Here is a 23681-nt window from a genome sequence, read left to right on the forward strand (position 1 = left end):
CATGACCACACGATCCAAGCCGGCGGGCGGGGGGTCCGCCGGGGACCACTCCGACAGCTCCGAGCTCGCCAAGTTCGGGTACCGCCAGGAACTCGAGCGCTCACTCGGCTCCTTCTCCAGCTTCGCCGCCGGGTTCAGCTACATCTCGATCATGACCGGCGTGTTCCAGCTGTTCTTCTTCGGCTTCGGCTCGGGCGGCCCAGCCTTCATCTGGACCTGGCCGCTCGTGTTCATCGGCCAGCTGGCCGTGGCGCTGTGCTTCGCCGAGCTGGCCGGGCAGTTCCCGCTCGCCGGTTCGGTGTACCAGTGGGCCAAGCAGATCGCGAAACCGGCGACATCGTGGCTCGCGGGCTGGATCATGATCATCGGCGCGATCGTGACGGCCGCGGCCGTCGCGGTGGCCTACCAGATCATCCTGCCGCAGGTCTCCACGGCGTTCCAGATCGTCGGCAGCGACTCCGACGCCGGCCTCACCTCCACCCCCGGTGGCGCGCAGAACGCGATCATCCTCGCGCTCGTGCTCGTGGTGTTCGCGACGATCGTGAACATCATCGGCGTGAAGCTCATGGCGAAGATCAACAACTTCGGCGTGGCCGTGGAGCTCGGCGCTAGCGTCCTGCTGATCATCGCGCTGGCTGTGCACATCAAACGCGGCCCAGGGCTGGTGTTCGACACCCACGGCACCGGCGACGGCCAGTCGCTCGGGTACCTCGGGGCGTTCCTGGTCGCGTCGCTGATGAGCGCGTATGTGTTCTACGGCTTCGACACCGCGGGCTCGCTCGCGGAGGAGACCACGCAGCCGCGCAAGCACGCGCCACGAGCGATCATCCGCGCGATCACGGCCGCGTTCATCGTGGGCGGGCTGATGATGCTCGTCGGAATGATGGCCGTCGGCGACCTGAACGCCGAGGAGCTCTCCACGTCCGGCATGCCGTACCTGCTCAAGAGCACGCTCGGCACCGGTCTCGGCGACGCGTTCCTGATCTGCTCGGCCATCGCGATCACGGTGTGCTGCCTGGCCGTGCAGACCGCCGCGATCCGCATGACCTTCGCGATGGCCCGCGACGGGCGGCTGCCGTTCAGCAAGGCGCTGGCGAAGGTGTCGCCGCGCTCGAAGACGCCGGTGCTGCCGGCGTTGATCACCGGCGGGCTCACGGTCGTGGTGCTGCTGATCAACCTCGGCAACCAGCGCGCGTTCTTCGTGCTCACCTCGACGGCGATCATCCTGTTCTACATCCCCTACCTGATGGTCACCGGCCCGATGCTGGTGCGCCGCCTGCGCGGGCAGTGGCCGCGCCCCGAGCACGGCCCGTACTTCAAGCTCGGCCGCTGGGGCACGCTCGTGAACTTCGTCGCGGTGCTCTACGGCGCCGGCATGACGATCAACCTGATCTGGCCGCGGGCCGAGGTCTACGGCGACGACCACTGGTACTTCCAGTGGGGTGCCGTGCTCATCACCGCGTTGATCGTGCTCGTCGGCGGGGTCCTGCTGTGGGTCCGCCGGCGGCACTGGGCGGCCGCGCACACGAGCCCCGAACACCAGCCGGACACCCCGGCGCCCGGTTCCGTGACCGGCTGAGAGAAGGAGGAGACATGAGTACCGAGACCTACGACTTCGTCATCGTCGGCGGCGGGTCCGCGGGCTGCGCGCTCGCCAACCGCCTCTCCGCCGACCCCGCGACGAAGGTGCTGGTCCTCGAAGCCGGCCGCGAAGACGCGAAGTGGGACGTGTTCATCCACATGCCCGCCGCGCTGACATTCCCCATCGGCAGCAAGTACTACGACTGGGGCTACCGCAGCGAACCCGAGCCCCACATGAACCGGCGGCGGATCTACCACGCGCGCGGCAAGGTGCTCGGCGGTTCCAGCAGCATCAACGGGATGATCTTCCAGCGCGGCAACCCGCTCGACTACGAGCGCTGGGCGGGCGACCCCGGCATGTCCGAGTGGGACTACGCCCACTGCCTGCCGTACTTCCGCCGCATGGAGAACTGCCTCGCCGACGCGCCCGACGGGCCGTGGCGCGGCCACGACGGCCCGCTCGAGCTGGAACGCGGCCCGGCGACCAACCCGTTGTTCGAGGCGTTCTTCGACGCCGCGGTGCAGGCCGGTTACCCGCGTACCGACGACGTGAACGGCTACCGGCAAGAGGGTTTCGCCGCCTTCGACCGCAACGTCCGCAAGGGACGGCGGCTCTCGGCCGCCCGCGCGTACCTGCACCCGGTGCTGAACCGGAAGAACCTCACCGTGAAGACCCATGCGTTCGTGTCGCAGATCCTCTTCGACGGCACCCGCGCGATCGGCGTCGAGTACGCGCAGGGCCGCGGCGCGCCCGGGGAGGTGTACGGCAAGGAGATCATCCTGTGCGGCGGCGCGATCAACACGCCGCAATTGCTGCAGCTCTCCGGCGTCGGCGACGCGGCCGAGCTGGAGAACCTGGGCATCGACGTGGTGCGCGATCTGCCGGGCGTCGGGGAGAACCTGCAGGACCACCTCGAGGTCTACATCCAATACGCGTGCAAGCAGCCGGTGTCGATGCAGCCCTCGCTCGCGAAGTGGAAGCGGCCGTGGATCGGTGCGCAGTGGCTGTTCCTGCGCTCGGGACCCGCGGCCACCAACCACTTCGAGGGTGGCGGGTTCGTCCGCAGCAACGACGCGGTGGCCTACCCCAACCTGATGTTCCACTTCCTGCCCATCGCCATCCGCTACGACGGCTCCGTGCCGGCGGGCGGGCACGGCTACCAGGTGCACGTCGGGCCGATGTACGCCGACACCCGCGGAACGGTGAAGATCACCTCCACCGATCCGCGCGAGCACCCGGCGCTGCGGTTCAACTATCTGTCCACGGAGAACGACCGCCGCGAGTGGGTGGAGGCCGTGCGGGTGGCGCGCAAGATCCTCAACCAGAGCGCGCTCGACCCGTTCAACGGCGGTGAGATCTCGCCCGGGCCGGCTGTGGAGACCGACGAGGAAATTCTCGACTGGGTCGCCAAGGACGCCGAGACCGCGCTGCACCCCTCGTGCACCGCGAAGATGGGCGTGGACGAGCTGTCCGTGGTGGACCCGGGCAGCATGCGCGTGCACGGCATCGAGGGCCTTCGGGTGGTCGACGCGTCGGTGCTGCCCTACATCCCCAACGGCAACATCTACGCGCCGGTGATGATGGCCGCCGAGAAGTCCGCGGACCTGATCCTCGGCAACACCCCGCTCGCCCCGATCAAGCAGCCCTTCTACCGCCACAGTCCCGCGTAGCCGCCGGTCTGCCGGACCCGTGCGCCCACCCGGCGCACGGGTCTGCGGCGTGCCCGGGAACAGGCCACAAAATCCGCCCCGATCGGACCCCGGACACCTCTTGACGGCGCCCCAGCCGCGCACTCAGACTTGTTGCGTATCGCGTTCTGCGTTCCCCCATACGCAACACGATGCCCATCAAAAGCACCCCATCAAAAGCACACCCCAGCTCCTCCCGGAGGCCCAGATGCTGCGCGCGTGCACAGTGGACGAACTGTCCCCCGGCGAATCCGTCCGGATCGCGGGGCCCGAGCCGATCGCGGTGTTCAACGCCGACGGCGAGCTCTACGCGATCGGCGACACGTGCAGCCACCAGGCCGCGTCCCTGGCCGACGGCTGGCTTGAAGGCTGCTTCGTCGAATGCCCGCTGCACGCGGCACTGTTCGACCTGAGGACGGGGATGCCGTCATGCCTGCCCGCGAAGGAGCCGGTGCGCACGTACGAGGTGCTCGTCGACGGTGGCGTGATCTACGTGCAGGCGGAGCGCGCCGAGGATGCCGCGTGAAAAGCGTCGCGATCGTCGGCGCTTCGCTCGCCGGGGCGCGAGCCGCGCAGGAGCTGCGCGCGCAGGGGTTCGACGGCCGGGTAGTGCTCGTCGGGGCCGAACCGCACCTGCCCTACGACCGGCCACCGCTGTCGAAGGCCTTCCTCGCCGGCACCGCCGAGAGGGAGTCGCTGGACCTGCTCGACGCCGACGACACGGCGTCGCTGGAGCTGCGGCTGGGCACCCGGGCGGAACGGCTCGACGCCGCCGCCGGCCGGCTCGTGCTCTCCGACGGCGGTGACCTGGCGGTGGACGGCGTCGTGCTCGCCACTGGCGGGCGCGCGCGGACGCTGCCCGGCACGGAGGGCGTCGCCGGGGTCCACGTGCTGCGGACGCTGGACGACGCGCTGGCCCTGCGCGCCGAACTGGTGGCGGGCGCGCGGGTGGTGATCGTGGGCGCCGGGTTCATCGGGGCGGAGGTCGCGTCCACCTGCCGCGCGCTCGGTCTCGACGTCACCGTGCTCGAAGCGCTGGCCACGCCGCTCGAACGCGTGCTGGGGCCACAGCTGGCCGAGGTGTGCTCGCGGCTGCACGATCGCCATGGCACGGTCCTGCGCTGCGGCGCCGCCGTCGACGAGCTCGTGACCGCGGGCGGGCGGGTGACCGGCGTCCGGCTCGTGGGCGGTGAGGAACTGTCGGCCGACGTGGTCGTCGTCGGCATCGGCATGGTGCCCGCGACCGAGTGGCTGGCCGGTTCGGGCCTCGAGGTGGACAACGGCGTGCACGTCTCGAGCGGGCTCGTCACCGCGCTGCCCAACGTGGTCGCGGCCGGCGACGTCGCGGCCTACCGGTCGGCGGCCCACCCGTCGGAGAAAATCGGGCGGCGGCACCGGCACGAGCACTGGACCAACGCGAGCGAGCAAGCCGGTGTCGCCGTCGCGAATCTGCTCGCCGGCACCACCACCCGGCACTACACGCCGAGCGGCTACGTCTGGTCGGACCAGTACGAGGGCACCCTGCAGCTCGCCGGCCACCCCGAGCCCGGTGACGAGGTCGTGTTCACCGAGGGCGGCCCCGACGACCCCGCGTTCGTGGCGACTTACCAGCGCAATGGAGTGACGGTCGGGGTCTTCGCCCTCAACAGTGCCAAGCAGTTCACCCGGTTGCGGCGCCAGGCCTTGCGGCGGCCCGCCCCCGTGGCCTGAACTGCGGGGATGGAACGCCGCCAGCTTCAGTACTTCCTCGCCGTCGTCGACCACGGCGGTTTCACCAACGCGGCCCGGCGGCTGCACGTCGCGCAGCCGTCGCTCTCGCACGCCGTGCGCACGCTGGAAAAGGAGCTCGGCGGACTGCTGTTCCACCGCCTGCCCCACGGCGCCACGCTGACGCCGGCCGGCACGGCGCTCGTCGCCCCGGCCCGGCAGATCCTGCGCGACCTTCGCACGGCCGACGCGTCCGTGCGCGAGGTCCTCGGTCTCGACGGCGGGACGCTGGACCTCGCGTCGCAGACCACGCTCGCCGTCGACCCGCTCGCGAAGCTGCTCGGCCGGTTCCGCGCGGCGCACCCCCGGGTCCTCGTGCGCGTGCGGGCGCCGGAGACGGGCTCGGACGTCGTGAACCGCGTCCGAAATGGACAGAGCGAGGTCGGTCTCGTCGAGTCCGGTGCCGAAACGCCGGGGCTCGCCGGGCTCGACCTCGCCGAGCAGGAGGTGTTCGCCGTGCTGCCCGCGGACTCGCCGGTGCGCGACGTGCTGCCGGTGACCGAGCTCGCCGCGCTGGACCTGGTCACCACCCCGCCGGGCACGGCGACGCGGTGGATCGTCGAGGAAGCCCTGCGCGGCACGGCCGAGCCCCGCGTCGTCGTGGAGACCGAGCACCGCGCGATGATCGTGCCCCTCGTGCTGGCCGGGGCCGGTGCGGCGCTGCTGCCCCGCGCGATGGCCGAAGACGCGTGTCGCCAGGGCGCGATCACCGTGCCACTGGACCCGCCGTTGCTGCGGCGCGGCCGGATGGTCTGGCGCGCCGGGCCGCTCTCCCCTGCCGCGGAACGGTTCCTGGCCCTGGCCGGCGAGGGCCCATAAAGATCACCTCTCGGCCTGATCGGATTCCGGTCTGGGCCACCCCCGTCCGGAGCCTGGCCGCCGGGGCCGGCCGCTGTGAAGCTCGTTGGCGTCCACTTCGGAAGGAGCCCTTCATGTCCGCGTTCCCCGCCGGGCGCCACGTACTGCCGCGCCCGGACGTCCCCGTGCCCGCGCCGGCTGCACTCGACGTGCGCGAGCAGCGCGGCCAGGGAACGCCGATCGGGCCGGTACCACCACCGGACGGCGCGCCGAACGTCGTGGTGGTGCTGGCCGACGACCTGGGCTTCGGAACTTCGAGCGCGTTCGGCGGCCCGTGCGCCATGCCGACGGCCGACCGGCTCGCGGCCGGCGGGCTGCGCTACACCCGCTTCCACGTGACCGCGCTGTGCTCACCAACCCGCCAGGCGCTGCTGACCGGACGCAACCACCACTCCGTCGGCATGGGCGGCACCACGGAGATGGCGACCTCGGCGCCGGGTTACCACGGCTTTCGCCCGCGCAGTGCCGCCACGGTCGCGCAGATCCTGCAGGGCAACGGGTACAGCACCGCCGCGTTCGGCAAGTGGCACCAGACGCCGCCGCGCGAGATCAGCGCGGTCGGCCCCTTCGACCGGTGGCCGACCGGCGAGGGGTTCGACACCTTCTACGGCTTCCTGGGCGCGGAGATGAACCACTGGTACCCGTTGCTGTACCAGGGAACCACGCCGGTCGAACCCGGCCGGCGGCCGGAGGACGGCTACCACCTGACCGAGGACCTCGTCGACCACGCCGTCGACTGGGTGCGCACGCAGCGCACGCTCACACCCGACCGCCCGTTCTTCACCTACCTCGCCCTCGGCGCCGCCCACGCGCCGCTGCACGTCGGCCGCGAATGGCGCGAGCGGCACCGCGGCCGGTTCGACCACGGCTGGGACCGGCAGCGGGAGCTGACGCTGGCGCGGCAGAAGGAGCTCGGCGTGGTGCCCGGGGACACCGAACTCGCGCCGTGGGCCGAAGGCGTGCCGCGCTGGGACGAACTCGACGACACCCGCCGACGGCTGGCCGCGCGGTTCATGGAGACGTTCGCGGGGTTCGTCGAACACGCCGACACGCAGGTGGGCCGGTTCGTCTCCGCGCTCGACGAGCTGGGCGAGCTCGACAACACACTGTTCCTCTACCTGCTCGGCGACAACGGCGCGTCGGGCGAAGGCGGCATCGAGGGCACTCTCGTGGAACACCGGCTGGGCCACGGGCTCGTCGACGACCCGGAGGAGATGATCCGCCACCTCGACGAGATCGGGGACCCCAGCACCTACCCGATCGCGCCCGCCGGGTGGGCGCTCGCGCTGAACACGCCGTACCAGTGGACGAAACAGGTCGCCTCGCACCTCGGTGGCACCCGCGACGGGCTGATCGTGCACTGGCCCGCGGGCGGCGCCGAGGCCGGCGGGCTGCGCCACCAGTACGGCCACGTGATCGACGTGCTGCCCACGATCCTCGACTGCGCGGGCATTCCCGCGCCCCACAGCGTCGACGGCGTGCACCAGCAGCCGATCGAGGGCGTGAGCCTGCGCGAGACGATCACCGACACCGCCGCGCCCGAGCGCCACCACACGCAGTACTACGAGATGTGCGGCAACCGCGGGATCTACCACGAGGGCTGGACCGCGGTGACGCGCCACGGCGTGCCGTGGGAGATGGTGGCGACGAAGCGTCGGCCGTTCTCCGACGACGTCTGGGAGCTCTACGACCTCACCCGCGACTGGAGCCAGGCCCGCGACCTCGCCGCCGACCACCCCGCGAAACTGCGGGAGCTGCAGGACCTTTTCCTCGTGGAGGCGGCGAAACACCAGGTGTTTCCGCTCGACGACCGCGTCACCGAACGCGAGAACCCTGTGCTGGCGGGGCGGCTCGACCTGCTGGGCGCGCGAACGTCGGTGACCTACCGCGACGGGATGCGGCGCTTCACCGAGGAGACCACGCCGAACGTCAAGAACCGCTCCCACGTCATCACCGCCGACGTCGACCTGCCCGCCACGCCCGCGTCCGGCGTCGTCATCGCGCAGGGCGGCCGCTTCGGTGGCTGGACGCTGTACTTCGCCGACGGCCGCCCGGTCTACGTCTACAACTACTTCGGCCTCGAGCACTTCACCGCGGCGGCGACCGACCCGCTCGCCCCGGGCCGCCACGAGCTGCGCCTCGAGTTCACCTACGACGGCGGCGGGCCCGGCCTCGGCGGCGAAGCCGTGCTCACCGCCGACGGCGAGAAGCTCGCGGCGGCCCGCGTGGAGCGGACGATCGCGTACTACTTCTCCTTCGACGAGACGCTCGACGTGGGTGTCGACCTCGGCACGCCGGTGTCCGACGCTTACGCCGCCGGGACCAACGCGTTCACGGGGCTCGTGCACACGGTCCGGATCGACCTCGGTCCGGCCGCCGAAGTGGCTGAAGCCGACGGTGGCCTGCAGCGACGGATCATGGGCGCCCAGTGACCACCCCCGGATGATCAGCACTCTGACCGGCCGTTAACCTAGTTCCCTAGTCAATTGGGGTAGCGGATACAGGAGTAACGGACACGGTGTTCGAGTTCCGGTTCGAGAGTGGTTCGGGTGTGCCGCCGTACCTGCAGCTGGTGCGGCAGGTCGAGCACGCCGTGCGGCTCGGCGAGCTCAAGCGGGGCGACCGGCTGCCGACGGTCAAAGAGGTCGCGCGGCAGCTCGTGATCAACCCGAACACCGTGCAGAAGGCGTATCGCGAGCTGGACCACCGCGGCATCGTGCGCGGCCGGCCCGGGATGGGCACGTTCGTCGCGCGCGACGACCCGGCAGGCGTGTCGCCCGAACGGCAGGCGCAGCTGCGCGCCGGGTTCGAGCGGTGGATCAACGAGGCCCGCGGGTCGGGCCTGACCGTCGCCGACGTCGAGGCCCTCGTCTCGTCCGTGCTCCTGCGCATCGGAAGACGTTCTGGGAAGGACAATGAGTGAGCACAGCGGCGATCGCGACCCATGCCCTGGGCCGGCGCTACGGTCGCGCCTGGGGGCTTCGGGATTGCACACTCGAAATCGGCGAGGGTCGCGTGGTCGGCCTCGTCGGACCCAATGGTGCGGGGAAGTCGACCCTGCTGAACCTCCTGGCCGGGCTCCTGCGGCCCTCGGCCGGGAACCTCGAGCTGTTCGGCCGCCCGGTGAAGCCGGGACAGCCGACCGACGGCGTCGCGTACCTCGACCAGCGGCATTCGCTCTATGAATCGTTCCGAGTGCGCGAGATGCTCGAAGCCGCGCGCCGGCTCAACCGGCGCTGGGACCACCGCGCGGCGCTCGACCGCGTGCGTGAGCTGGGCATTCCACTGCAACGCCGCGTCGGCGAGCTCTCCGGGGGCCAGCGGGCACAGGTGGCGCTGAGCGTCGCGCTCGCGCGGCGACCGGAGCTGCTGGTGCTCGACGAGCCCGTCGCGAGTCTCGACCCGCTCGCCCGCCGCGACCTCATGGGCGGCCTGATGGCGGCGAAGGCCGACCACGACTGCACGGTCGTGCTGTCCTCGCACGTCGTGTCCGAGCTGGAGCGGCTGTGCGACCACCTCGTGGTGCTCGATCACGGCCGGGTCGTGCTGTCCGGCGACGTCGACGACCTCATGGCGGAGCACGTGCGGCTCACCGGTCCGGCGTCCACTGTGGACGAGATCCGGAGCGTCCCGCTGTCCTGCGAACGCCGGGGCGACGCGGCCACGATGCTCCTGCGCGGTCCGCGGCCGGCGCTTCCGCCGGGCTGGCGCGCCGAGCCGGTGTCGCTGGAAGACCTCGTGCTGCACCACCTCGCGGCCGGGCGGCCGAAGGAGGTCGCGGCGTGATCTGGGTTTCCTGGCGGCAGGACCGGGCGCGGCTGCTGGGCCTCGCCGTCCTGTTCGTCGTACTGGCCGCGGGCTACGTGGCGATGGGCGCCGGCATGCGGTCATCGCTGTCCACAGTGGACCTGCCCGATTGCTTCGCCGGTGCACCGGACCCGCGGTGCGGTGACTGGCCGGCGCTGATCGCCTTCGTGCACAACTACGCGCAGCTGCTGCTGACGCTCCTGCCCGCCGCGCTCGGCATGTTCCTCGGCGCGCCCGTCGTGGCCACGGAGCTGGAGCACCACACGTTCCGGTTCACCTGGACGCAGTCGGTGACCCGCGGCCGTTGGCTGGGCTCGAAGCTGCTGCTCGGCGGTGCGTTCTCCGTGGCCTACGGGCTCGTCTTCGCCGCCGCGTACGCGTGGTGGTTCGCGCCGGCCACGCAGGTCGACGGCTGGTTCCCGACCTTCGACTTCGGGCTTGTTTCCTTTCCGGCGACCTGCCTGTTCGGCTTCGCGCTCGGAGTCGCCGGCGGCGCGGTGTTCCGGCGGACGCTCGCCGGCGCGGCCGTGGCGCTCGTGGGCTTCCTGCCGGTGATCGTGGTCGTGAAGAACCTCGTGCGCCCGCGGCTGCTCTCCCCCGTGCTCACCGAGCAGACCCACTTCGGCGACCTCACCGTCGGCACGCAGGTGTTCCGCGACGGAGCCGGCGTGATCCACGGCTACGACGAAACCCTGGCCCTGGCCGGGGTCCCGCGGCCCCCGATCCCGGGGATGGAGCCGGTCGACAAGCTGGCCGCGGCCGGGTTCACCCGGCTGTACCCCGTGCAGCCGGCCGGGCGGTTCTGGACGTTGCAGCTGTGCGAGGCGGGTCTGTTCGTGCTGCTGGCCGCGCTGTGCGTGGCAGGGGCGTTCTGGTGGGTCCGTCGGCGCCTGGCCTGAGCACCGCGTACGGAGCGGCGGAGCGGGTGAGCACCTGGGCGCAGGCGAAGCCCAGGGGCACCCGCCCCGCGCGCAGCTCCTCCCGCACGACGCGGGCCCTCGCGACGTGCCGCGCGAACGAGCGGCTCCGCACGATCCGCGCGCGGCGGTGCTGCCCCGCCAGCGCCTCCTCGGCGGTCGCGTCGAGCCACAGCAACCGGGCCGGACGCCGGGTGCCCCGGGCCACCAGACCTAGCCACCGGCGTGTCGACGCGCGGGTGGCGGGCTCGTGCACGACCAGCGGCCCGCGTCGCAGAGCCGCGAACAGCACGATCCGCGCGCGGTGGCACACGTGCACCACCGGCCGGTAGAGCCGGTACGGCACGGCGGCGGGCAGCACGGCTCCGAGGCGGCCGCGGACCTGGTCCGAATCGAGCACGCGCAGGGAGCCGGCGGCGTGGCGCAGCAGGGTCGTCTTGCCGGCTCCGGGCAGTCCCGCCACCACGAGCAGATCGCGGCTCCCGAGCTCGATCACCGTGCGCTCCATGCCCTGACAACGGGCAACGAAAGGTAATGGTTCCTTTACTCTTTCCTCACGTGCGATTGACCCGGTGCGCGCCGCTCCCCTTCAGCCACCGCGCCACGGCCTTGCCGGCCTCCCACAGGATCAGCAGCGCGACCGCCGGGACCAGGGCCCAGAAGAACTCCGTCAGCGTCAGGTCCGTGGTGCCCAGCAGCTTGTTGAAGACGTCCATCTTGATGACCAGCACCGCGAGCACGAACTCGCCCAGCATCGCCCAGTTCATCTGCTTGCTGTCGAACGTGGCGATCGTGAGTGCGGTCCCCGTCTCGCTGCGGCATTCGACCGCCGCCACGATCAAGCACATTGCGAAGGCCGTGAACGCGATCGTGGTGGCGACCTCGGCGCTGCCGAAGTACGCCTGGCCCAGCGAAAGCAGCAGGAGCAGTCCGACGGTCACGACCAGCCCGGAGAGCCCGACGGTGACGAACACCGGGCGGGTGAGCACCGACTCGCCGCGCGGCCGCGGTTTCAGCCCCATGAGCCCCGGTGTTTCGCGGTCGAAGCCGAGCGCGAACCCGAAGGGCGCGTTCACCACGAAGTGGATCCACAGGACCTGCGCCGGCGTGAACGGCTCGCCGGCGGCGATGTTGAACAGGCTGGCGCCCAGGAACGTCAGCACGAACACGACCAGCAGCACCAGGACGAAGCGGATGTACTTCGTGAGGTTGTCGTAGATCTTGCGGCCCTGCTCGACGGCGAACACGATCGTCGCGAAGTTGTCGTCCGACAGGATCATCCGGCTCGCGTTCTTCGCGACGTCGGTGCCGCTGCCCATCGCGATCCCGAGGTCCGCCGCCTTGATGGCCGGCGCGTCGTTCACGCCGTCGCCGGTCATCGCGACGACGTCGCCTTTCTTCTTGAGCGTGTCGGCCAGGATCACCTTGTGTTCCGGGGAAACGCGTCCCACGATGCCGATGTCATCGATGCGGGACAACCGTTCGGCCTCGGGCAGGTCCACGAACTCCGAGCCCAGGACCGCGTCACCCGGGATGCCGAGCTGCTTCGCGATCGCCGCACCGGTGGTGACGTCGTCGCCGGTCACCATGCGCACCCGGATGTGGGCCGCCTGTGCGCTGGCCACCGCGGATTGGGACTGCTCACGCGGCGGGTCGACCATCGCGACCAGGCTCATCACCTGCAGGCCGGTCACGTAGGACAGCAAGTCGCCTTCGGGGTCGAACGCGGCCGGGTCGAGGTCGCACTGGGCGGCGGCCATCACACGCCGGCCCTGCGCTTCCATACTCTTCATGCGTTCGCGGGCCTGCCGGTCCACGGCGTCGTCCCAGGGCACGGACTCGCCGCCCGACAAGGCTGTCGCGGCGCGGTCCAGCACCGCCGGCGCGGCGCCTTTCACGAAGCAGCGCACCACCTCCCGGCCCGAGTCGTCGGTCGTCGGGTGGAAGGTGGCCATCAGCTTGTACGACGGGTCGAAGGGCAAGGTCGCCGTGCGCGGCAGCTTCTCCCGCGTGGCGTCGACGTCGAGGCCGGCTTTGGCGCCGAGCACGAGCAGGGCACCCTCCGTGGGATCGCCGACGACCTTGCCGTCGACGATCTTCGCGTCGCTGGCGAGCAGGTAGGGCAGGATCGCGCTCTCGATGCCGCCCGCCGAACCGGCGGCGTGGTGCACCTTGCCGTCGAGGCTGTACCCGATGCCGCTCACGGTGTAGCGGTCGGTGTGGTTCACCACCTCGACGGCGGTCATCTGGTTCATCGTCAGCGTGCCGGTCTTGTCCGAGTTGATCGCGGAGGTGAACCCGAGGGTCTCGACCGAAGGGAGGTCCTTGACGATCGCGTTGCGCTTGGCCAGGTCCACGCTGCCGAGCGACAGGATCACCTGGCTCACCGTGGGCAGCGCCTCGGGGATGGCCGCGATCGCCAGCGAGATCGCGCTCACGAACAGGACGTCCCACGACAGACCACGGCCGCGGCCCAGCACGAACATCACGACCATGGTGATCCCGGCCGCCGCGGCGATCCACAGCGTGAGCGTGTTCAGCTGCTTCGTCAGCGGCGACTTCTCGCGCGTCGTGGCCGACAGCATCCCCGAGATCTTGCCGAGCTCCGTTTCCTGGCCGGTGCCGGTCACGATGACGGTCGCGCTGCCGTGCGTGACCGGGCAGTTCATGAACGCCATGTTCGACTGGTCACCGGGGCCGAGCTTGCCGGCGGGCAACGCGACCGCGTCCTTCACCGCCGGTGTGCTCTCGCCCGTCAGCGACGACTCGTCGATCTGCAACGCGTTGGCCACGACGATGCGGCAGTCGGCGGGGACCTGGTCGCCCGCAGTGATCAGCACGACGTCGCCGACCACGATCTCTTCGGCCGGCACCGCTTCTTCGACCCCGTCGCGGCGCACCCGCGCGGTCGCCTTCATCATCGATTTCAGCGCGTTCATCGCGCTCTCGGCTTTGCCCTCCTGGCGCAGGCCCGCGATCGCGTTGCCGACGGTGAGCACCAGCAGCAGCGTGGCCGTGCCCCACTGCTTGATCACCAGCGACACCGCGGCGGCCGCGACCAGGATGAGCTGCATGTAGCTGGTGTACTGCTCGAGGAACCGCAGCCAGGCCGCTTTCGGTTTCTCCTCGGGCAGCGCGTTGGGACCGTTCACGCTCAGCCGCTCCGCCGCCGTCGCCGAGGAGAGCCCGAACTCCAGGTCGACGCCGAACGCCGAGGCCACGTCGCCGGGGGTGCGTGAGTACCAGTTGTGCTCTTTCGCCGGCGCGTGCTCCTGTGCGACCATTTCCGCCCTCCGATCGCCGTGAGCCGAAACCGCGGTCGTCAGTGCTTCGTTTTCTTCTTCTTGTCCCGTTTCTTCTTCTCGGCGGCGGCGTACGGGTCGGCCGGCGCGCCTTCGGGTGCTTCGCTTTCCAGCTCCGCCCGCGCGACGAGGAGGTCGTCGCGCCGCTCGTCACTCACCGTCGGGTACTGGGGGTCGATGTCGATCAGCGTGTGCGCCAGCACGGCGGCCGCGCACGTGCGGGCGAACCACTTGCGGTCGGCCGGGATCACGTACCACGGAGCCCATTCCGTGCTCGTCGCCGAGAGCACCTTGGAGAACGCTCGCTGGTAGTCGTCCCAGAACCGGCGTTCGCGGGCATCGGCCGCGGAGAACTTCCAGTTGCGGTCGGGCCGGTCGATCCGCCTGAGGAACCGCGTGCGCTGCTCTTCCTTCGACAAGTTGAGGAACATCTTCACGATCTTGAACCCGTTGTCGGTCAGGTAGCGTTCCCAGTCGTTGATCTCCCGGAACCGGCGCGCCCACACGTGCCCGCGCCGCGCCGACGCGGGCAGCTGCTGGTGGTCCAGGTGCTCCGGGTGCACCCGCACCACGAGCACCTCTTCGTAGTGCGACCGGTTGAAGATCCCGATGTCCCCGCGCGCGGGGAGCCGGCGCGCGTAGCGCCACAGGTAGTCGTGGTCCAGCTCCTCGGACGAGGGCACCTTGAACCCGCTCACCCGCACGCCCTGCGGGTTCACGCCGCTCATCACGTGCCGGATCGTGCCGTCCTTGCCGCCGGCATCCAATGCCTGCAGGCAGACCAGCACGCCGTAGGTGTTCTGGGCGGCCAGGCGGCGCTGGTAGTCCGCCAGCAGGGTGACTCCCGCCGCGAGCAGCTCGCGGCCGTCCTTCTTGCGCAGCACGTCACCTCGGTAGGCCGGGTCGAAGTCCCGGGAGAGACGGACCTTCGACCCCGGCTCGACGCGCAGCGGCCTGATGAACTCCGCGATCCGCTCGGCCCGCTTATCGCCCGCCATGGTTCAGTCCTCTTCGCACCGACCAGGGTCCCTTCCCCCGGCGACGCCTGAACCTTTCAACCACGGCGGGTTTCCCCATCACCTGCTGAGGGCGAGATATCCCGCCGGCCCGCGCACCGCCCGCCTCACCGGCAGCGCGGGCGCGGGCAGCGGCGGACCGGTGCGCCCGGCCACCCGGCGGTGGAGCCGTCCGACGCGCGCGGCCTCACCCGTTTCGGGTGAGGCGCGCGGCGCGAACCCGGTTTCGCGGCACGGTTCCCGGCCGGAAGTCCACAGTGGAGCACCGGATGCGGTCAGTCGTCCACACCGAGGTCGCGCAGGATCTGGCCCGCCACGTGGTCCGTCCGGCCGTCCGGCACCCGGTGCCCGGTGAGCGTGGACCACAGTGATCGGCGGCCGCGGACGTAGACCAGCACGCCCGATCCGGCGCGGGTGATCTCGTCGAGCGAATCGCGCACGGCCTGCGCGCACCCGCAGTGCCGGGCGCCGAAGGCGTCGCCGGCAGGGCACTCCATGTGGACGCGCACCACCGAGCCGCGCCCCAGTTCGCCGTGCACGAGGGCGACGTGCTCCCCGCCGTCGACGAGGTCGCGGTACCCGAGCGCCCGGAAACCACCGTGCGCCAGGGGAAGCCGGGCGTCCGCAGCGCGTTCGACGAGCCGTTCGCGCGCCCGCCGATACGCCGCCACTTCGGTGACGGACACCCACGGCAGACCGTCGGCCGCGGCGTCGAGCTCCACGAAGGCCGCGACGGGTTCGCAGCCCGCGATCCGGGCCAGATCCACGGCCGCCTCGGCGAGGCCGGGGCGTTCGAGCACGCCGAGCTCGCGCGTGCGGGTGGGGAACACGGGCCCGGGCACCCGGAAGTCTTCGCGGCGCGTCGCGGGATCGGCCAGCGCGCGCAGGGTGCGGGCCGGTGACCCGTGCCCCACCCCGACGTGGACGTCGGAGGCGGGCACCATCGCCGGGATCCGCAGCCGGTCGACCCACTCGCCGGGCAGCGCGCAGCCGACCGGCCCGCCGTGGGCGGCCAGGAACCGCGCCGTCTCGCCGGTCACGAGCTCGGCGGCGGCGACCAGCGCCGCCCCCTCCTCACCCGCGACCAGCACGACCTCACCCCGGGCCAGCGCCGCGGCGGCGTCCGTGACACCGCCGGCCGCGACCACCTCCCGGGCCGGTGACAGGGTCACGCGGCACTCCACAACCGCGCGAACCCGCACACCTGCCGGCCCACCGTGGCCAGCTGGTCGCCGACCTTCGCGTCGGCGATCCCGCCCGCCGCGTCGAACGGCTTGGTCGCCGAGTTCACCACGACTCCCAGCGGCGTCGGCCACCCGCGCAGGGCGTGGACCGTCGAGCGCAGTGACGTCAGCGTGGTGACCCCGGCCTGCCAGCCGCCCGTCGCGACGACGCAGCCCACGGCCTTGCCGTCGAGGTAGGGCACCGGGTCGTCGGCGAGTTCCTGCAGGTGGTCGAGCGCGTTCTTCAGCAGCCCGGAGATCCCGCCGTGGTAGCCGGGCACGGACAGCACGAGGGCATCGGCCCGCCGGACGGCTTCGAGCAGCCGCACGGCCTCGTCGGTCAGCGGCGCCACGCCCGGGTCGTACATCGGCAGGGCCAGCTCCGTGGCCGTGATCAGCTCGGTCTCGGCGCCCTCGGCCGCGGCCGCCGCGAGCGCGTGCCGCAGCGCGCGCTCCGACGTCGAACCCGGCCGCAGCGTGCCGCCGATCCCCAGCACGCGCACGGGGTCTCCCCCGATACTCGGCAATGCGGTCATGCTCGACTCCTTCAGCCAGCCGGGACGAGCGACGGGGTGGGCAGGCCCAGGCTCTCGCGCAGGGTGTCGTGCTCGTAGTCGGTGTGGAACAGGCCGCGCCGCTGAAGCTCGGGCACCAGCATCTCGACGGCGTCGTGCACACCCGAGGGCAGCATGTCGACCATGAGCGTGAAGCCGTCGGCCGCGCCCGCGAGCAGGCGTTCCTGCATCTGGTCGGCGACCTGCTCCGCGGTGCCGACGACCTGGTGGTGACCGCCGCCGTAGCTGCCGATGAGCTCGCGGACGGTCAGGTCCTCCTTGACCGCGAGGCTCACGATGCTGCGGCGGAAGCCGATCGAACCGGTGAACTCCTCGTCCGGGCCGAGCAGGTGCGCGGGGAACTTCTGGTCGAGCTCAAGCACCTCGACCGGCAGGCCGACGCGCTTGGAGAGCTTCTTGATGTTCGCGGTGACGCCGAAGACCTCGTCCATCAGCTGCTTGCGCTCCTGCGCGTCCTTCTCGGTGGCGCCGAGGACCACGGACATGCCGGGCAGGATCTTGATGCTGTCGGGGTGGCGGCCGTACTCGGCCGCGCGCCGGCGCATGTCGTCGCGGAAGGCGACGGCGTCTTCGAGCACGTGCTGGGCGGTGAACACCACGTCGGCGTACTCGGCGGCTTGGTCACGGCCGCGGTCGGACGAGCCGGCTTGGAAGATCACCGGACGGCCCTGCGGCGAGCGCGCGAACGGCATCGGGCCCTTCACCGCGAAGTACTCGCCCACGTGGTTGATCTCGTGCACCAGGTCGGGGTCGGCGAACACGCCGGCTTCCTTGTCACCGAGGAGCGCGCCCTCCTCCCAGCTGTCCCACAGCTTGAGCACCACGTCGATGAACTCGTCGGCGCGCGCGTAGCGTTGCGCGTGGTCGGGGTGGCTGCCGCCGCCGAACATCTCGATCACGGTGGGGTTCTGCGTGGCGATGGAGTTCCAGCCGACGCGGCCCTGGCTGAGGTGGTCCAGCGTCGCGAAGCGCCGCGCCAGGTCGTAGGGCTGGTTGTAGGTGGTCGACCCGGTGCCGACCAGGCCGATCTTGTCCGTGATCCCGGCCATCAGCGACAGCACGGTGACGGTGTCGAGCGCGCCGCACGGGCGCTCGGTGCCGACCTCTTGGTTGGTCATCTGCTCGGCGAGGAAGATCGCATGCAGCTTCCCGGCCTCGGCGGTGCGGGCGATGTCCTTGTACAGCGCGGGGGTCAGGTGGTCACCGGCGTCGCCTTCGCGCGCCATCCACGCGCCGGTGTGCATGCCGAGGCCGTGCATCAGCGCGGCCGTCAGGATCATGGAGGGGGTGCCGGCGTCCACTGGGGGTCTCCTTGGCGTCGTCGGGGATCAGGGCCACGATCGACGCTAGGTTCGCGCCGCGGCCACGACCAGCGGCGTTCTGTGACGCGATCCCTTAGCGCGGCTAACACCTCCCCGTCTCCCCGGGCGGCGCGAGGTCCTCCGGGGTGGTGCCTTCGGCCACCTTGACGCCGTCGAACCAGCCGCTGCCGGGCTCGCCGGGCGGGCGGTCGAATGCGGTGACGTAGGGCTTGAGGTCGAGGATCGGCGTGCCGTCGAGCAGGTCGACGCCCGCGAAGCGCACCGTGTGCCCGGTGACCTCGACGATCCGCACGAGGCTCAGCCCGATCGGGTTCGGCCGCCGTGGCCCACGCATCGCAAAGATGCCCTTGCGCCGTTGCTCGCGACGCAGCAGGTAGGGCACCTGGGAGAGGCTGGTCAGGGGCCGGTCCGGGCGGTCGAGCCAGCTGAGCAGCCAGGCGTAGTCGAAGCCGGCCAGCCCGTCGAGGCCCTCGACGTACTCCTCGGCGAGCTCGAGCACGCCTTCCTCACCACGGTTGGCGCCTTCCTGCACCGGGGTGCGCTCGAGTTCCGTGCGGGCGGTGCGGACGTACCCGACGACGGGCAGCGGGCACTCCATTCAGGACCGTTCCACTGTGGACAGTTTGGCGAGCGTTTCGACCAGCGCGGGCCACGCCGGTCCGTCCGCCACGACGACGTCCAGGTGCCCGGCGCCGGGCACCAGCACCAGCTCCGCGCCGATCGCGTCGGCGTAGTCGCGGGACAGCTGTGTGGGCAGGGCGGTGTCGAGCTCTCCGTGGAACAGAACGACGGGCCCGGGCGGCGTGCCGAGCGCGGCGGGATCGGTCTCGGCGTAGCGCTCCGGCACATCCTCCGGTCCGCCGCCCAGCAGCCGGTCGACGGGACCTTCGGGGTCACGGCGGTGGGCGTCGGCCAGCGCGGCCACCGGAGCGAGCGCGACGACCCCGGGCGCGCCGGGCCGGTGGGCGGCCCACAGCGCGAGCGTGCCGCCGGCCGAGTGCCCCAGCACCACCACCCGCGCCGGGTCGATCCGACCCGGTGCCTCACCCTCGATCAGGCCCGGCAGCGCGTCCACGGCGAGACCGGTGTCGGCGAAGGTCGCGGGCCAGCCGCCACCGCCGCCGGGCCGGCGGTACTCCACGTTGGCCACGGCGAACCCGTGGCGCGTCAACGCCCGAGCCGCCGGTTCGAGGTATCCGCGGTCGACGTCGAGCCGCCAGGATCCGCCGTGCAGCACGAGAACGAGGGGTGCGGGAGCGGTGGCGGGGAAAAACACGTCGGCGAGCTGGTCGGGCTCCGGCCCGTACCGCACGGAAAGGTCCATGCCGGTGAGCCTAGCGAGATCCCGGCTCCAGCTTCGCCAGTTTCGGGACCAGCACGAGCGAAGCGAGCATCAGGCACCCACCCACCAGGATCGGCACGCGGACGCCCGCCGCGGTGCCGAGGACGCCGCCCAGGGCCGCGCCGAGGGGGATGCCGCCCCAGCCGATGAGGCGGTAGGCGCTGCTCACGCGGCCGCGCAGCTCGCGCGGGATCAGACGCTGGCGCACCGACACAGCCTGCACGTTCCAGACGACGATGCCGAAACTGCCCAGCGCATACATTCCGCCCACGAGCACCACGGACGTTGCGAACGAAGTCACCACCAGTGCGGCGCCGATGGTCGTGATGGCGAGGCCGATGCGCGGGCCGAGCGGTAACCGACGCTTCAGCGGCCCCGCGACGAACGACCCCAGCACGCCACCTGTGGCACCGGACGCGAGAACCAGGCCGTAAGCGAACTCCGGTGCATGCAGCGTCTGGACGACGAGCAACACCAGCACCGAGGTCGCGAGCTGCACCGCCAGCGCGGCCAGCGCCAGCTCGACCGCGAGCAGTCGCAGCCCGTGGTGGCCCCAGAGCCAGCGCACGCCTTCGGCGATGTCCGCGCGCATCGAGCGACCGGACCGGGCGGGCACCGCGGGCCGCGCCCGGACGAACCACATCAACAGAGCGGCCACCGCGAAGGACGCCGCGTCCACCACCAGCGGTGCCCCGGCCGAAGCCGCGAACAACGCCGCCCCCAGCGGCGGCCCGACGAACTGCAGCCCGACTACCTGGCTGCTCTGCAGACGCCCGTTCGCCGCATCGAGCCGCGCGGGCACCACAACGTCGGGCAGCATCGCCGTGGAAGCGTTGTCAAACACGGTTTCGGCGCACCCCAGCGCGAACGCCAGCGCCACCAGCACCGCGAGCGGCGGCGTTGCGAGGAAAACCCACACCGCGGCCGCCGCCACGACGACGGCGCGGACCGCGTCCGTGCACCACATCAGCGTCCGGCGGTCGTGCCGGTCGGCCAGCGCGCCGCCGAACAGCGAGAACCCCAGCCACGGCAGCGCTCCGGCCGCCGCGACCGCGCTCACCGCACCCGCCGTCGGCGACACCCCCACCGCGAGCAGCGGCAGCACCGCCATTCGCACTCCGTCGCCCACCACGGACACCGACGCGGCCGCCCAGACACGCGCGAAGTCCGGGCCCAGCCGTTCCCCCTGCCCCACCGTCACCCGGCCATCCTGCCAGCACGGGGGTCCAGACCACCACGACCGCGCGGGGCGGGAACCTCCCCACCCCGCGACTGTCCTACTTCACCACTTCGACCACGTCACCCGGGTGGAGTGCGTTGTAGAACGCCACCGCGTCGGCGTGGGAGAGATGGACGCAGCCGTGCGACTGCACCTTCAGGCTGCCCTGGTGGAACGCCACACCGGTGGTCGTGAAGAAGACCGAGTACGGCATGGGCCCGTTGAACTGCTTGCTGTAGTGGTCGATGTCCTTGTACTGCACATGGAACGTGCCGGCCGGTGTCGGGTACGCGGGTTTGCCCACCGTGATGGGCACACCGCCGCGGACGACGTTTCCGTTGTCCATCAGCCAGGCCCTGCCGGTGTGCAGCTGGACGCAGGCTTTCGCCTGGGTGCTGCACGGCGCGGTGGCCGCGTTCGCGCTGTCGGCGAAGCCGATCGTGGCCGCGACCGCCGCCGCACCCGCCAAGGCTGCCGTGATCCTCCACTTCATCGTTCTGCCTCCCGTCGGTCACAGGAAGAATTCCCCGGTCCGCGAGTTTCCAACCAACCGTGATCAGAGCGTGCGCCAGGACAGCGGCGGCAACGTCAACGCGGCCGTGGCGAGACGGCGGGCGGTCGAAGTGAACAACCCGGCGCAGGCGGAGTCGACCCACTCATCCACTGTGGACACACCCGACGAGCGGTACTCCAGCGCCTGCAGGAGCATTTCCAGCTTGTCGGCATCCTTGGCGCAACGCGCCTCAGTGGACTCCCGCGCCTCGTATTCGTCGACGGCCTCGCGCACCACCGCACGCGCACGCGAAGGCAACGCGGCCGTCTGGTCCGCCGTGATCGCCCGCGGGTCCGGCTTCACCAGATAGGGCCCGGCCGAATGCGGCAGATCACCCGTACGGGTCTCCTGCGTGTCGTGCCACAGCGCCAGAAACGCGGCGCGCTCCGGTGACGCGCCTTCCTCGGCGGCCAGCAACGCCGCGAGCTGAGCCACCCGCAAGCTGTGCTCGGCCACGGACTCGGGATCGCGCACGCCGGCCTGCCACCAGCCGCTGCGGCGGACGCGTTTGAGCACCCCGAGCTCGTAGCCGAAGGCCGCCAGCGCGGTGGCCCCGGTGGCAGAGGTAGCGCTGTCAGTCATGGCCGACAGCGTAGATCAGGGGTTGAGCACGCGATCCGGTTCCCTGGGCGTTGCGCGGCCCCCGAGGTCGATCCGGTGGCCGTACTCGGTCAGGGAGCCCACTCCGCTGCTCATTCCTTGACCGCGCCCATCGTGAATCCGCTGACGAACCGGTCCAGGAACCAGGTGAACACCAATGCGATCGGCACGGCCACCAGCACGGTGGCGCCCTGCAACGACTGCCAGAAGAACACGTCACCGCGCACCAGCTGGGTCGGCACCCCGATGCTCACCGACATCTGGTCGGTCGGGGCGACGAAGGCGAGCGCGTAGATGAACTCGCTCGCGGTCAGGGTGAACGCGAACACGACCACCGCGATGACGCCGGGGTAGGCCAGTGGCAGGACGGCCCGTACGAACGCGCCCACCCGGCTGTAGCCGTCGACCATGGCCTGTTCCTCGATGTCCTTCGGGATGTTCTTGAGGAATCCCATGAGCAGCCAGACCGAGACCGGGATGGTGATGGTCGGGTAGATCAGGACCAGCGACCACGTCGAGTCCTGGAGCCCGACGGCCACCACGATCCGCGACAGCGCGAGGAACAGCAGGCTGGGCGGCACGAGGTAAACGAGGAAGATACCGATCGCCATCGGCCCGGACCACGGTCGGTCCAGCCGGGCCAGCGCATACGCGGCAGGCAGGCCGAGCACGAGCGTGATCAGCACGACCAGGATGCCGACGAGCAGGGTGTTGGCCACGAAGGTCAGGAACTCGGTGTCGGTGAACAAGTAGCCGACGTGGTCCGAGGTGGGCGGCCGGTTGAACACGAACGGGTTGTTCTGGGGGTTGTACAGGTCCCGGTTCTGCTTGAACGCCGTGATCAGGCTCCACAGGAAGGGCGCCGCGCAGATCAGTGCCGCCACGATCGCCGTCAGATACAGGCCGACCCGGGCGAGCACGTGGCGCCTGGCGTATCGCTGCCGCAGCCGTCCGGCTTCCTCGGCGGTGGTCATCGCACTTCGATTCGGCGCACCGCGCGCAGGATGAGCACCGCCGCGGCGAGCAACAGCGGGAACAGGAACAGCGCGATGACGGCGCCCTGGGCGACGTCGCCGCCGTCGATGCCGCGGTAGAAGGCCCAGCTGGCGAGCACCTGCGTGGCGTCGTTGGGGCCACCGCGGGTGAGCACGCGGACCACGGCCATGTCGGTGAACGTGAAGATCGCGCCGAACAGTGCGGCGACCGCCGCCACCGGGAGCACCAGCGGGATGGTGATCTCGAACATCCGGCGCCAGTACCCGGCTCCGTCGACCCGCGCGGCCTCGTCGATGTCCTTGGGAATGGCCATCAGCCCGGCCATCATGATCACCGCGGCCAGCGGGGTCAGCCGCCAGACGTGGACCGCGATCACCGAGGCCATCGACAGGCCGGGCCGGCCGAGCCAGTACACGTTCTCCGCCGGACCGAGCGCGCCGAACTGCCGCAGCATCCAGTCGATCGGCGAGTAGATGGAATCGAGCAACCAGAGCCACGAGATCGACGACAGGGCCACCGGCGTCGTCCACGCCAGCAGAACCAGGAAGCGGACGAGCCACTTGCCGCGGAAGTCCGCGACGAGGATGTTGGCGAGCACTTTGCCCAGCACCACGATCAGAACCATCGAGATCAGGGTGAACACGAACGTGTTGCCCAGCGCCCGCCAGAACACGGGGTCTTGGAAGACCCGCGTGAAGTTGCGGAACCCGACGAAATCGTAGGACGGGTCCCCTGCCGTCACATCCGAGAACGCGAACGCGATGGCGAGCACGAACGGAACGCCCACCAGCGCGACGATGTAGACGATGCTGGGCAGCAGGAAACCCCATGCCAGCAGGCCATCGCGGTCCGCCAGCCGGCGCCGTGCCGGGGCGGTCGCGGGAGTGGTGACCGCGTCGGCGGTGGTGGCCACC

The 23681-nt window shown here is 71.1% G+C and carries 21 protein-coding genes; 8 read left to right on the plus strand and 13 right to left on the minus strand.

The annotated features are described in order from the left end of the window. The first annotated feature begins 1 nt into the window (after position 1). The 8 genes from AB0H62_RS29060 to AB0H62_RS29095 all read left to right on the plus strand — a co-directional run bounded on the left by AB0H62_RS29060 (position 2) and on the right by AB0H62_RS29095 (position 9681). A complete protein-coding gene (locus AB0H62_RS29060) occupies positions 2-1579 on the plus strand; it encodes an amino acid permease (protein WP_220240530.1) in 1578 nt (525 codons plus the stop codon). 14 nt (positions 1580-1593) lie between these two features. Further along, complete coding sequence (gene betA, locus AB0H62_RS29065) at positions 1594-3252, plus strand: choline dehydrogenase (RefSeq protein ID WP_360589417.1); 1659 nt, start codon at positions 1594-1596, stop codon at positions 3250-3252. 226 nt (positions 3253-3478) lie between these two features. Then, a complete protein-coding gene (locus AB0H62_RS29070; protein ID WP_360589419.1) occupies positions 3479-3796 on the plus strand; it encodes a bifunctional 3-phenylpropionate/cinnamic acid dioxygenase ferredoxin subunit in 318 nt (105 codons plus the stop codon). Further along, the gene (locus AB0H62_RS29075) at positions 3793-4980 is read left to right on the plus strand and encodes an FAD-dependent oxidoreductase (RefSeq protein ID WP_220240527.1); all 1188 of its coding nucleotides are present in this window, start codon (positions 3793-3795) and stop codon (positions 4978-4980) included. The genes AB0H62_RS29070 and AB0H62_RS29075 overlap by 4 nt, the downstream gene beginning before the upstream one ends. A gap of 9 nt (positions 4981-4989) precedes the next feature. Continuing rightward, the gene (locus AB0H62_RS29080) at positions 4990-5856 is read left to right on the plus strand and encodes a LysR family transcriptional regulator (RefSeq protein ID WP_220240526.1); all 867 of its coding nucleotides are present in this window, start codon (positions 4990-4992) and stop codon (positions 5854-5856) included. Positions 5857-5969: 113 nt separating this feature from the next. Next, a complete protein-coding gene (locus AB0H62_RS29085; RefSeq protein ID WP_360589422.1) occupies positions 5970-8327 on the plus strand; it encodes an arylsulfatase in 2358 nt (785 codons plus the stop codon). An 86-nt stretch (positions 8328-8413) separates the two neighbouring features. Continuing rightward, entirely contained in the window at positions 8414-8818 is a 405-nt protein-coding gene (locus tag AB0H62_RS29090; protein WP_360589424.1) for a GntR family transcriptional regulator, read from the plus strand. Beyond that, complete coding sequence (locus AB0H62_RS29095; protein WP_360589426.1) at positions 8815-9681, plus strand: ABC transporter ATP-binding protein; 867 nt, start codon at positions 8815-8817, stop codon at positions 9679-9681. Before AB0H62_RS29090 ends, AB0H62_RS29095 begins: the two co-directional genes overlap by 4 nt. Before the next feature lie 786 nt (positions 9682-10467). Here the strand turns inward: AB0H62_RS29095 and AB0H62_RS29100 are convergent. The 13 genes from AB0H62_RS29100 to AB0H62_RS29160 all read right to left on the minus strand — a co-directional run bounded on the left by AB0H62_RS29100 (position 10468) and on the right by AB0H62_RS29160 (position 23680). Continuing rightward, positions 10468-11115, minus strand: coding sequence for an AAA family ATPase (locus AB0H62_RS29100; protein WP_360589428.1), 648 nt, complete (start codon positions 11113-11115; stop codon positions 10468-10470). 58 nt (positions 11116-11173) lie between these two features. After that, entirely contained in the window at positions 11174-13903 is a 2730-nt protein-coding gene (locus AB0H62_RS29105; RefSeq protein WP_360589430.1) for an HAD-IC family P-type ATPase, read from the minus strand. 38 nt (positions 13904-13941) lie between these two features. After that, positions 13942-14919: a polyphosphate kinase 2 family protein gene (locus AB0H62_RS29110; RefSeq protein WP_220240520.1), complete on the minus strand. Its 978-nt coding sequence runs from the start codon at positions 14917-14919 to the stop codon at positions 13942-13944. A 293-nt stretch (positions 14920-15212) separates the two neighbouring features. After that, the gene (locus AB0H62_RS29115) at positions 15213-16109 is read right to left on the minus strand and encodes a 3,4-dihydroxy-2-butanone-4-phosphate synthase (RefSeq protein WP_360589432.1); all 897 of its coding nucleotides are present in this window, start codon (positions 16107-16109) and stop codon (positions 15213-15215) included. Further along, the gene (locus AB0H62_RS29120) at positions 16106-16696 is read right to left on the minus strand and encodes an NADPH-dependent FMN reductase (RefSeq protein WP_220240518.1); all 591 of its coding nucleotides are present in this window, start codon (positions 16694-16696) and stop codon (positions 16106-16108) included. Before AB0H62_RS29120 ends, AB0H62_RS29115 begins: the two co-directional genes overlap by 4 nt. Before the next feature lie 11 nt (positions 16697-16707). Further along, complete coding sequence (locus AB0H62_RS29125; protein ID WP_360589434.1) at positions 16708-18036, minus strand: NtaA/DmoA family FMN-dependent monooxygenase; 1329 nt, start codon at positions 18034-18036, stop codon at positions 16708-16710. Between the two features lie 103 nt (positions 18037-18139). Further along, positions 18140-18655: a tRNA (N6-threonylcarbamoyladenosine(37)-N6)-methyltransferase TrmO gene (tsaA, locus tag AB0H62_RS29130; protein WP_360589436.1), complete on the minus strand. Its 516-nt coding sequence runs from the start codon at positions 18653-18655 to the stop codon at positions 18140-18142. Then, a complete protein-coding gene (locus AB0H62_RS29135) occupies positions 18656-19381 on the minus strand; it encodes an alpha/beta hydrolase (protein ID WP_360589438.1) in 726 nt (241 codons plus the stop codon). Positions 19382-19391: 10 nt separating this feature from the next. Beyond that, entirely contained in the window at positions 19392-20600 is a 1209-nt protein-coding gene (locus AB0H62_RS29140; RefSeq protein ID WP_360589440.1) for an MFS transporter, read from the minus strand. A 76-nt stretch (positions 20601-20676) separates the two neighbouring features. Further along, positions 20677-21111 carry a L,D-transpeptidase gene (locus AB0H62_RS29145; protein ID WP_360589442.1) on the minus strand — a complete coding sequence of 145 codons (435 nt, stop codon included), beginning with the start codon at positions 21109-21111 and terminating at the stop codon, positions 20677-20679. A 63-nt stretch (positions 21112-21174) separates the two neighbouring features. Continuing rightward, positions 21175-21753 (minus strand): HD domain-containing protein, encoded by a 579-nt coding sequence (locus tag AB0H62_RS29150; RefSeq protein WP_360589444.1) that lies wholly within the window; start codon positions 21751-21753, stop codon positions 21175-21177. Positions 21754-21863: 110 nt separating this feature from the next. After that, positions 21864-22745 carry a carbohydrate ABC transporter permease gene (locus AB0H62_RS29155; protein ID WP_360589446.1) on the minus strand — a complete coding sequence of 294 codons (882 nt, stop codon included), beginning with the start codon at positions 22743-22745 and terminating at the stop codon, positions 21864-21866. Next, complete coding sequence (locus AB0H62_RS29160) at positions 22742-23680, minus strand: sugar ABC transporter permease (protein ID WP_220240511.1); 939 nt, start codon at positions 23678-23680, stop codon at positions 22742-22744. The genes AB0H62_RS29155 and AB0H62_RS29160 overlap by 4 nt, the downstream gene beginning before the upstream one ends. Position 23681: the final 1 nt, after the last annotated feature.

Source organism: Amycolatopsis sp. NPDC050768 (assembly GCF_040654155.1).
Classification (GTDB): domain Bacteria; phylum Actinomycetota; class Actinomycetes; order Mycobacteriales; family Pseudonocardiaceae; genus Amycolatopsis.

Excerpts from the sequence above, each read along its gene's own strand:
- AB0H62_RS29060 (WP_220240530.1), top strand. The coding sequence starts at position 2 with ATGACCACACGATCCAAGCCGGCGGGCGGGGGGTCCGCCGGGGACCAC.
- betA (WP_360589417.1), top strand. The coding sequence starts at position 1,594 with ATGAGTACCGAGACCTACGACTTCGTCATCGTCGGCGGCGGGTCCGCG.
- AB0H62_RS29070 (WP_360589419.1), top strand. The coding sequence starts at position 3,479 with ATGCTGCGCGCGTGCACAGTGGACGAACTGTCCCCCGGCGAATCCGTC.
- AB0H62_RS29080 (WP_220240526.1), top strand. The coding sequence starts at position 4,990 with ATGGAACGCCGCCAGCTTCAGTACTTCCTCGCCGTCGTCGACCACGGC.
- AB0H62_RS29085 (WP_360589422.1), top strand. The coding sequence starts at position 5,970 with ATGTCCGCGTTCCCCGCCGGGCGCCACGTACTGCCGCGCCCGGACGTC.
- AB0H62_RS29105 (WP_360589430.1), bottom strand. The coding sequence starts at position 13,903 with ATGGTCGCACAGGAGCACGCGCCGGCGAAAGAGCACAACTGGTACTCA.
- AB0H62_RS29110 (WP_220240520.1), bottom strand. The coding sequence starts at position 14,919 with ATGGCGGGCGATAAGCGGGCCGAGCGGATCGCGGAGTTCATCAGGCCG.
- AB0H62_RS29120 (WP_220240518.1), bottom strand. The coding sequence starts at position 16,696 with ATGACCGCATTGCCGAGTATCGGGGGAGACCCCGTGCGCGTGCTGGGG.
- tsaA (WP_360589436.1), bottom strand. The coding sequence starts at position 18,655 with ATGGAGTGCCCGCTGCCCGTCGTCGGGTACGTCCGCACCGCCCGCACG.
- AB0H62_RS29135 (WP_360589438.1), bottom strand. The coding sequence starts at position 19,381 with ATGGACCTTTCCGTGCGGTACGGGCCGGAGCCCGACCAGCTCGCCGAC.
- AB0H62_RS29145 (WP_360589442.1), bottom strand. The coding sequence starts at position 21,111 with ATGAAGTGGAGGATCACGGCAGCCTTGGCGGGTGCGGCGGCGGTCGCG.
- AB0H62_RS29150 (WP_360589444.1), bottom strand. The coding sequence starts at position 21,753 with ATGACTGACAGCGCTACCTCTGCCACCGGGGCCACCGCGCTGGCGGCC.
- AB0H62_RS29155 (WP_360589446.1), bottom strand. The coding sequence starts at position 22,745 with ATGACCACCGCCGAGGAAGCCGGACGGCTGCGGCAGCGATACGCCAGG.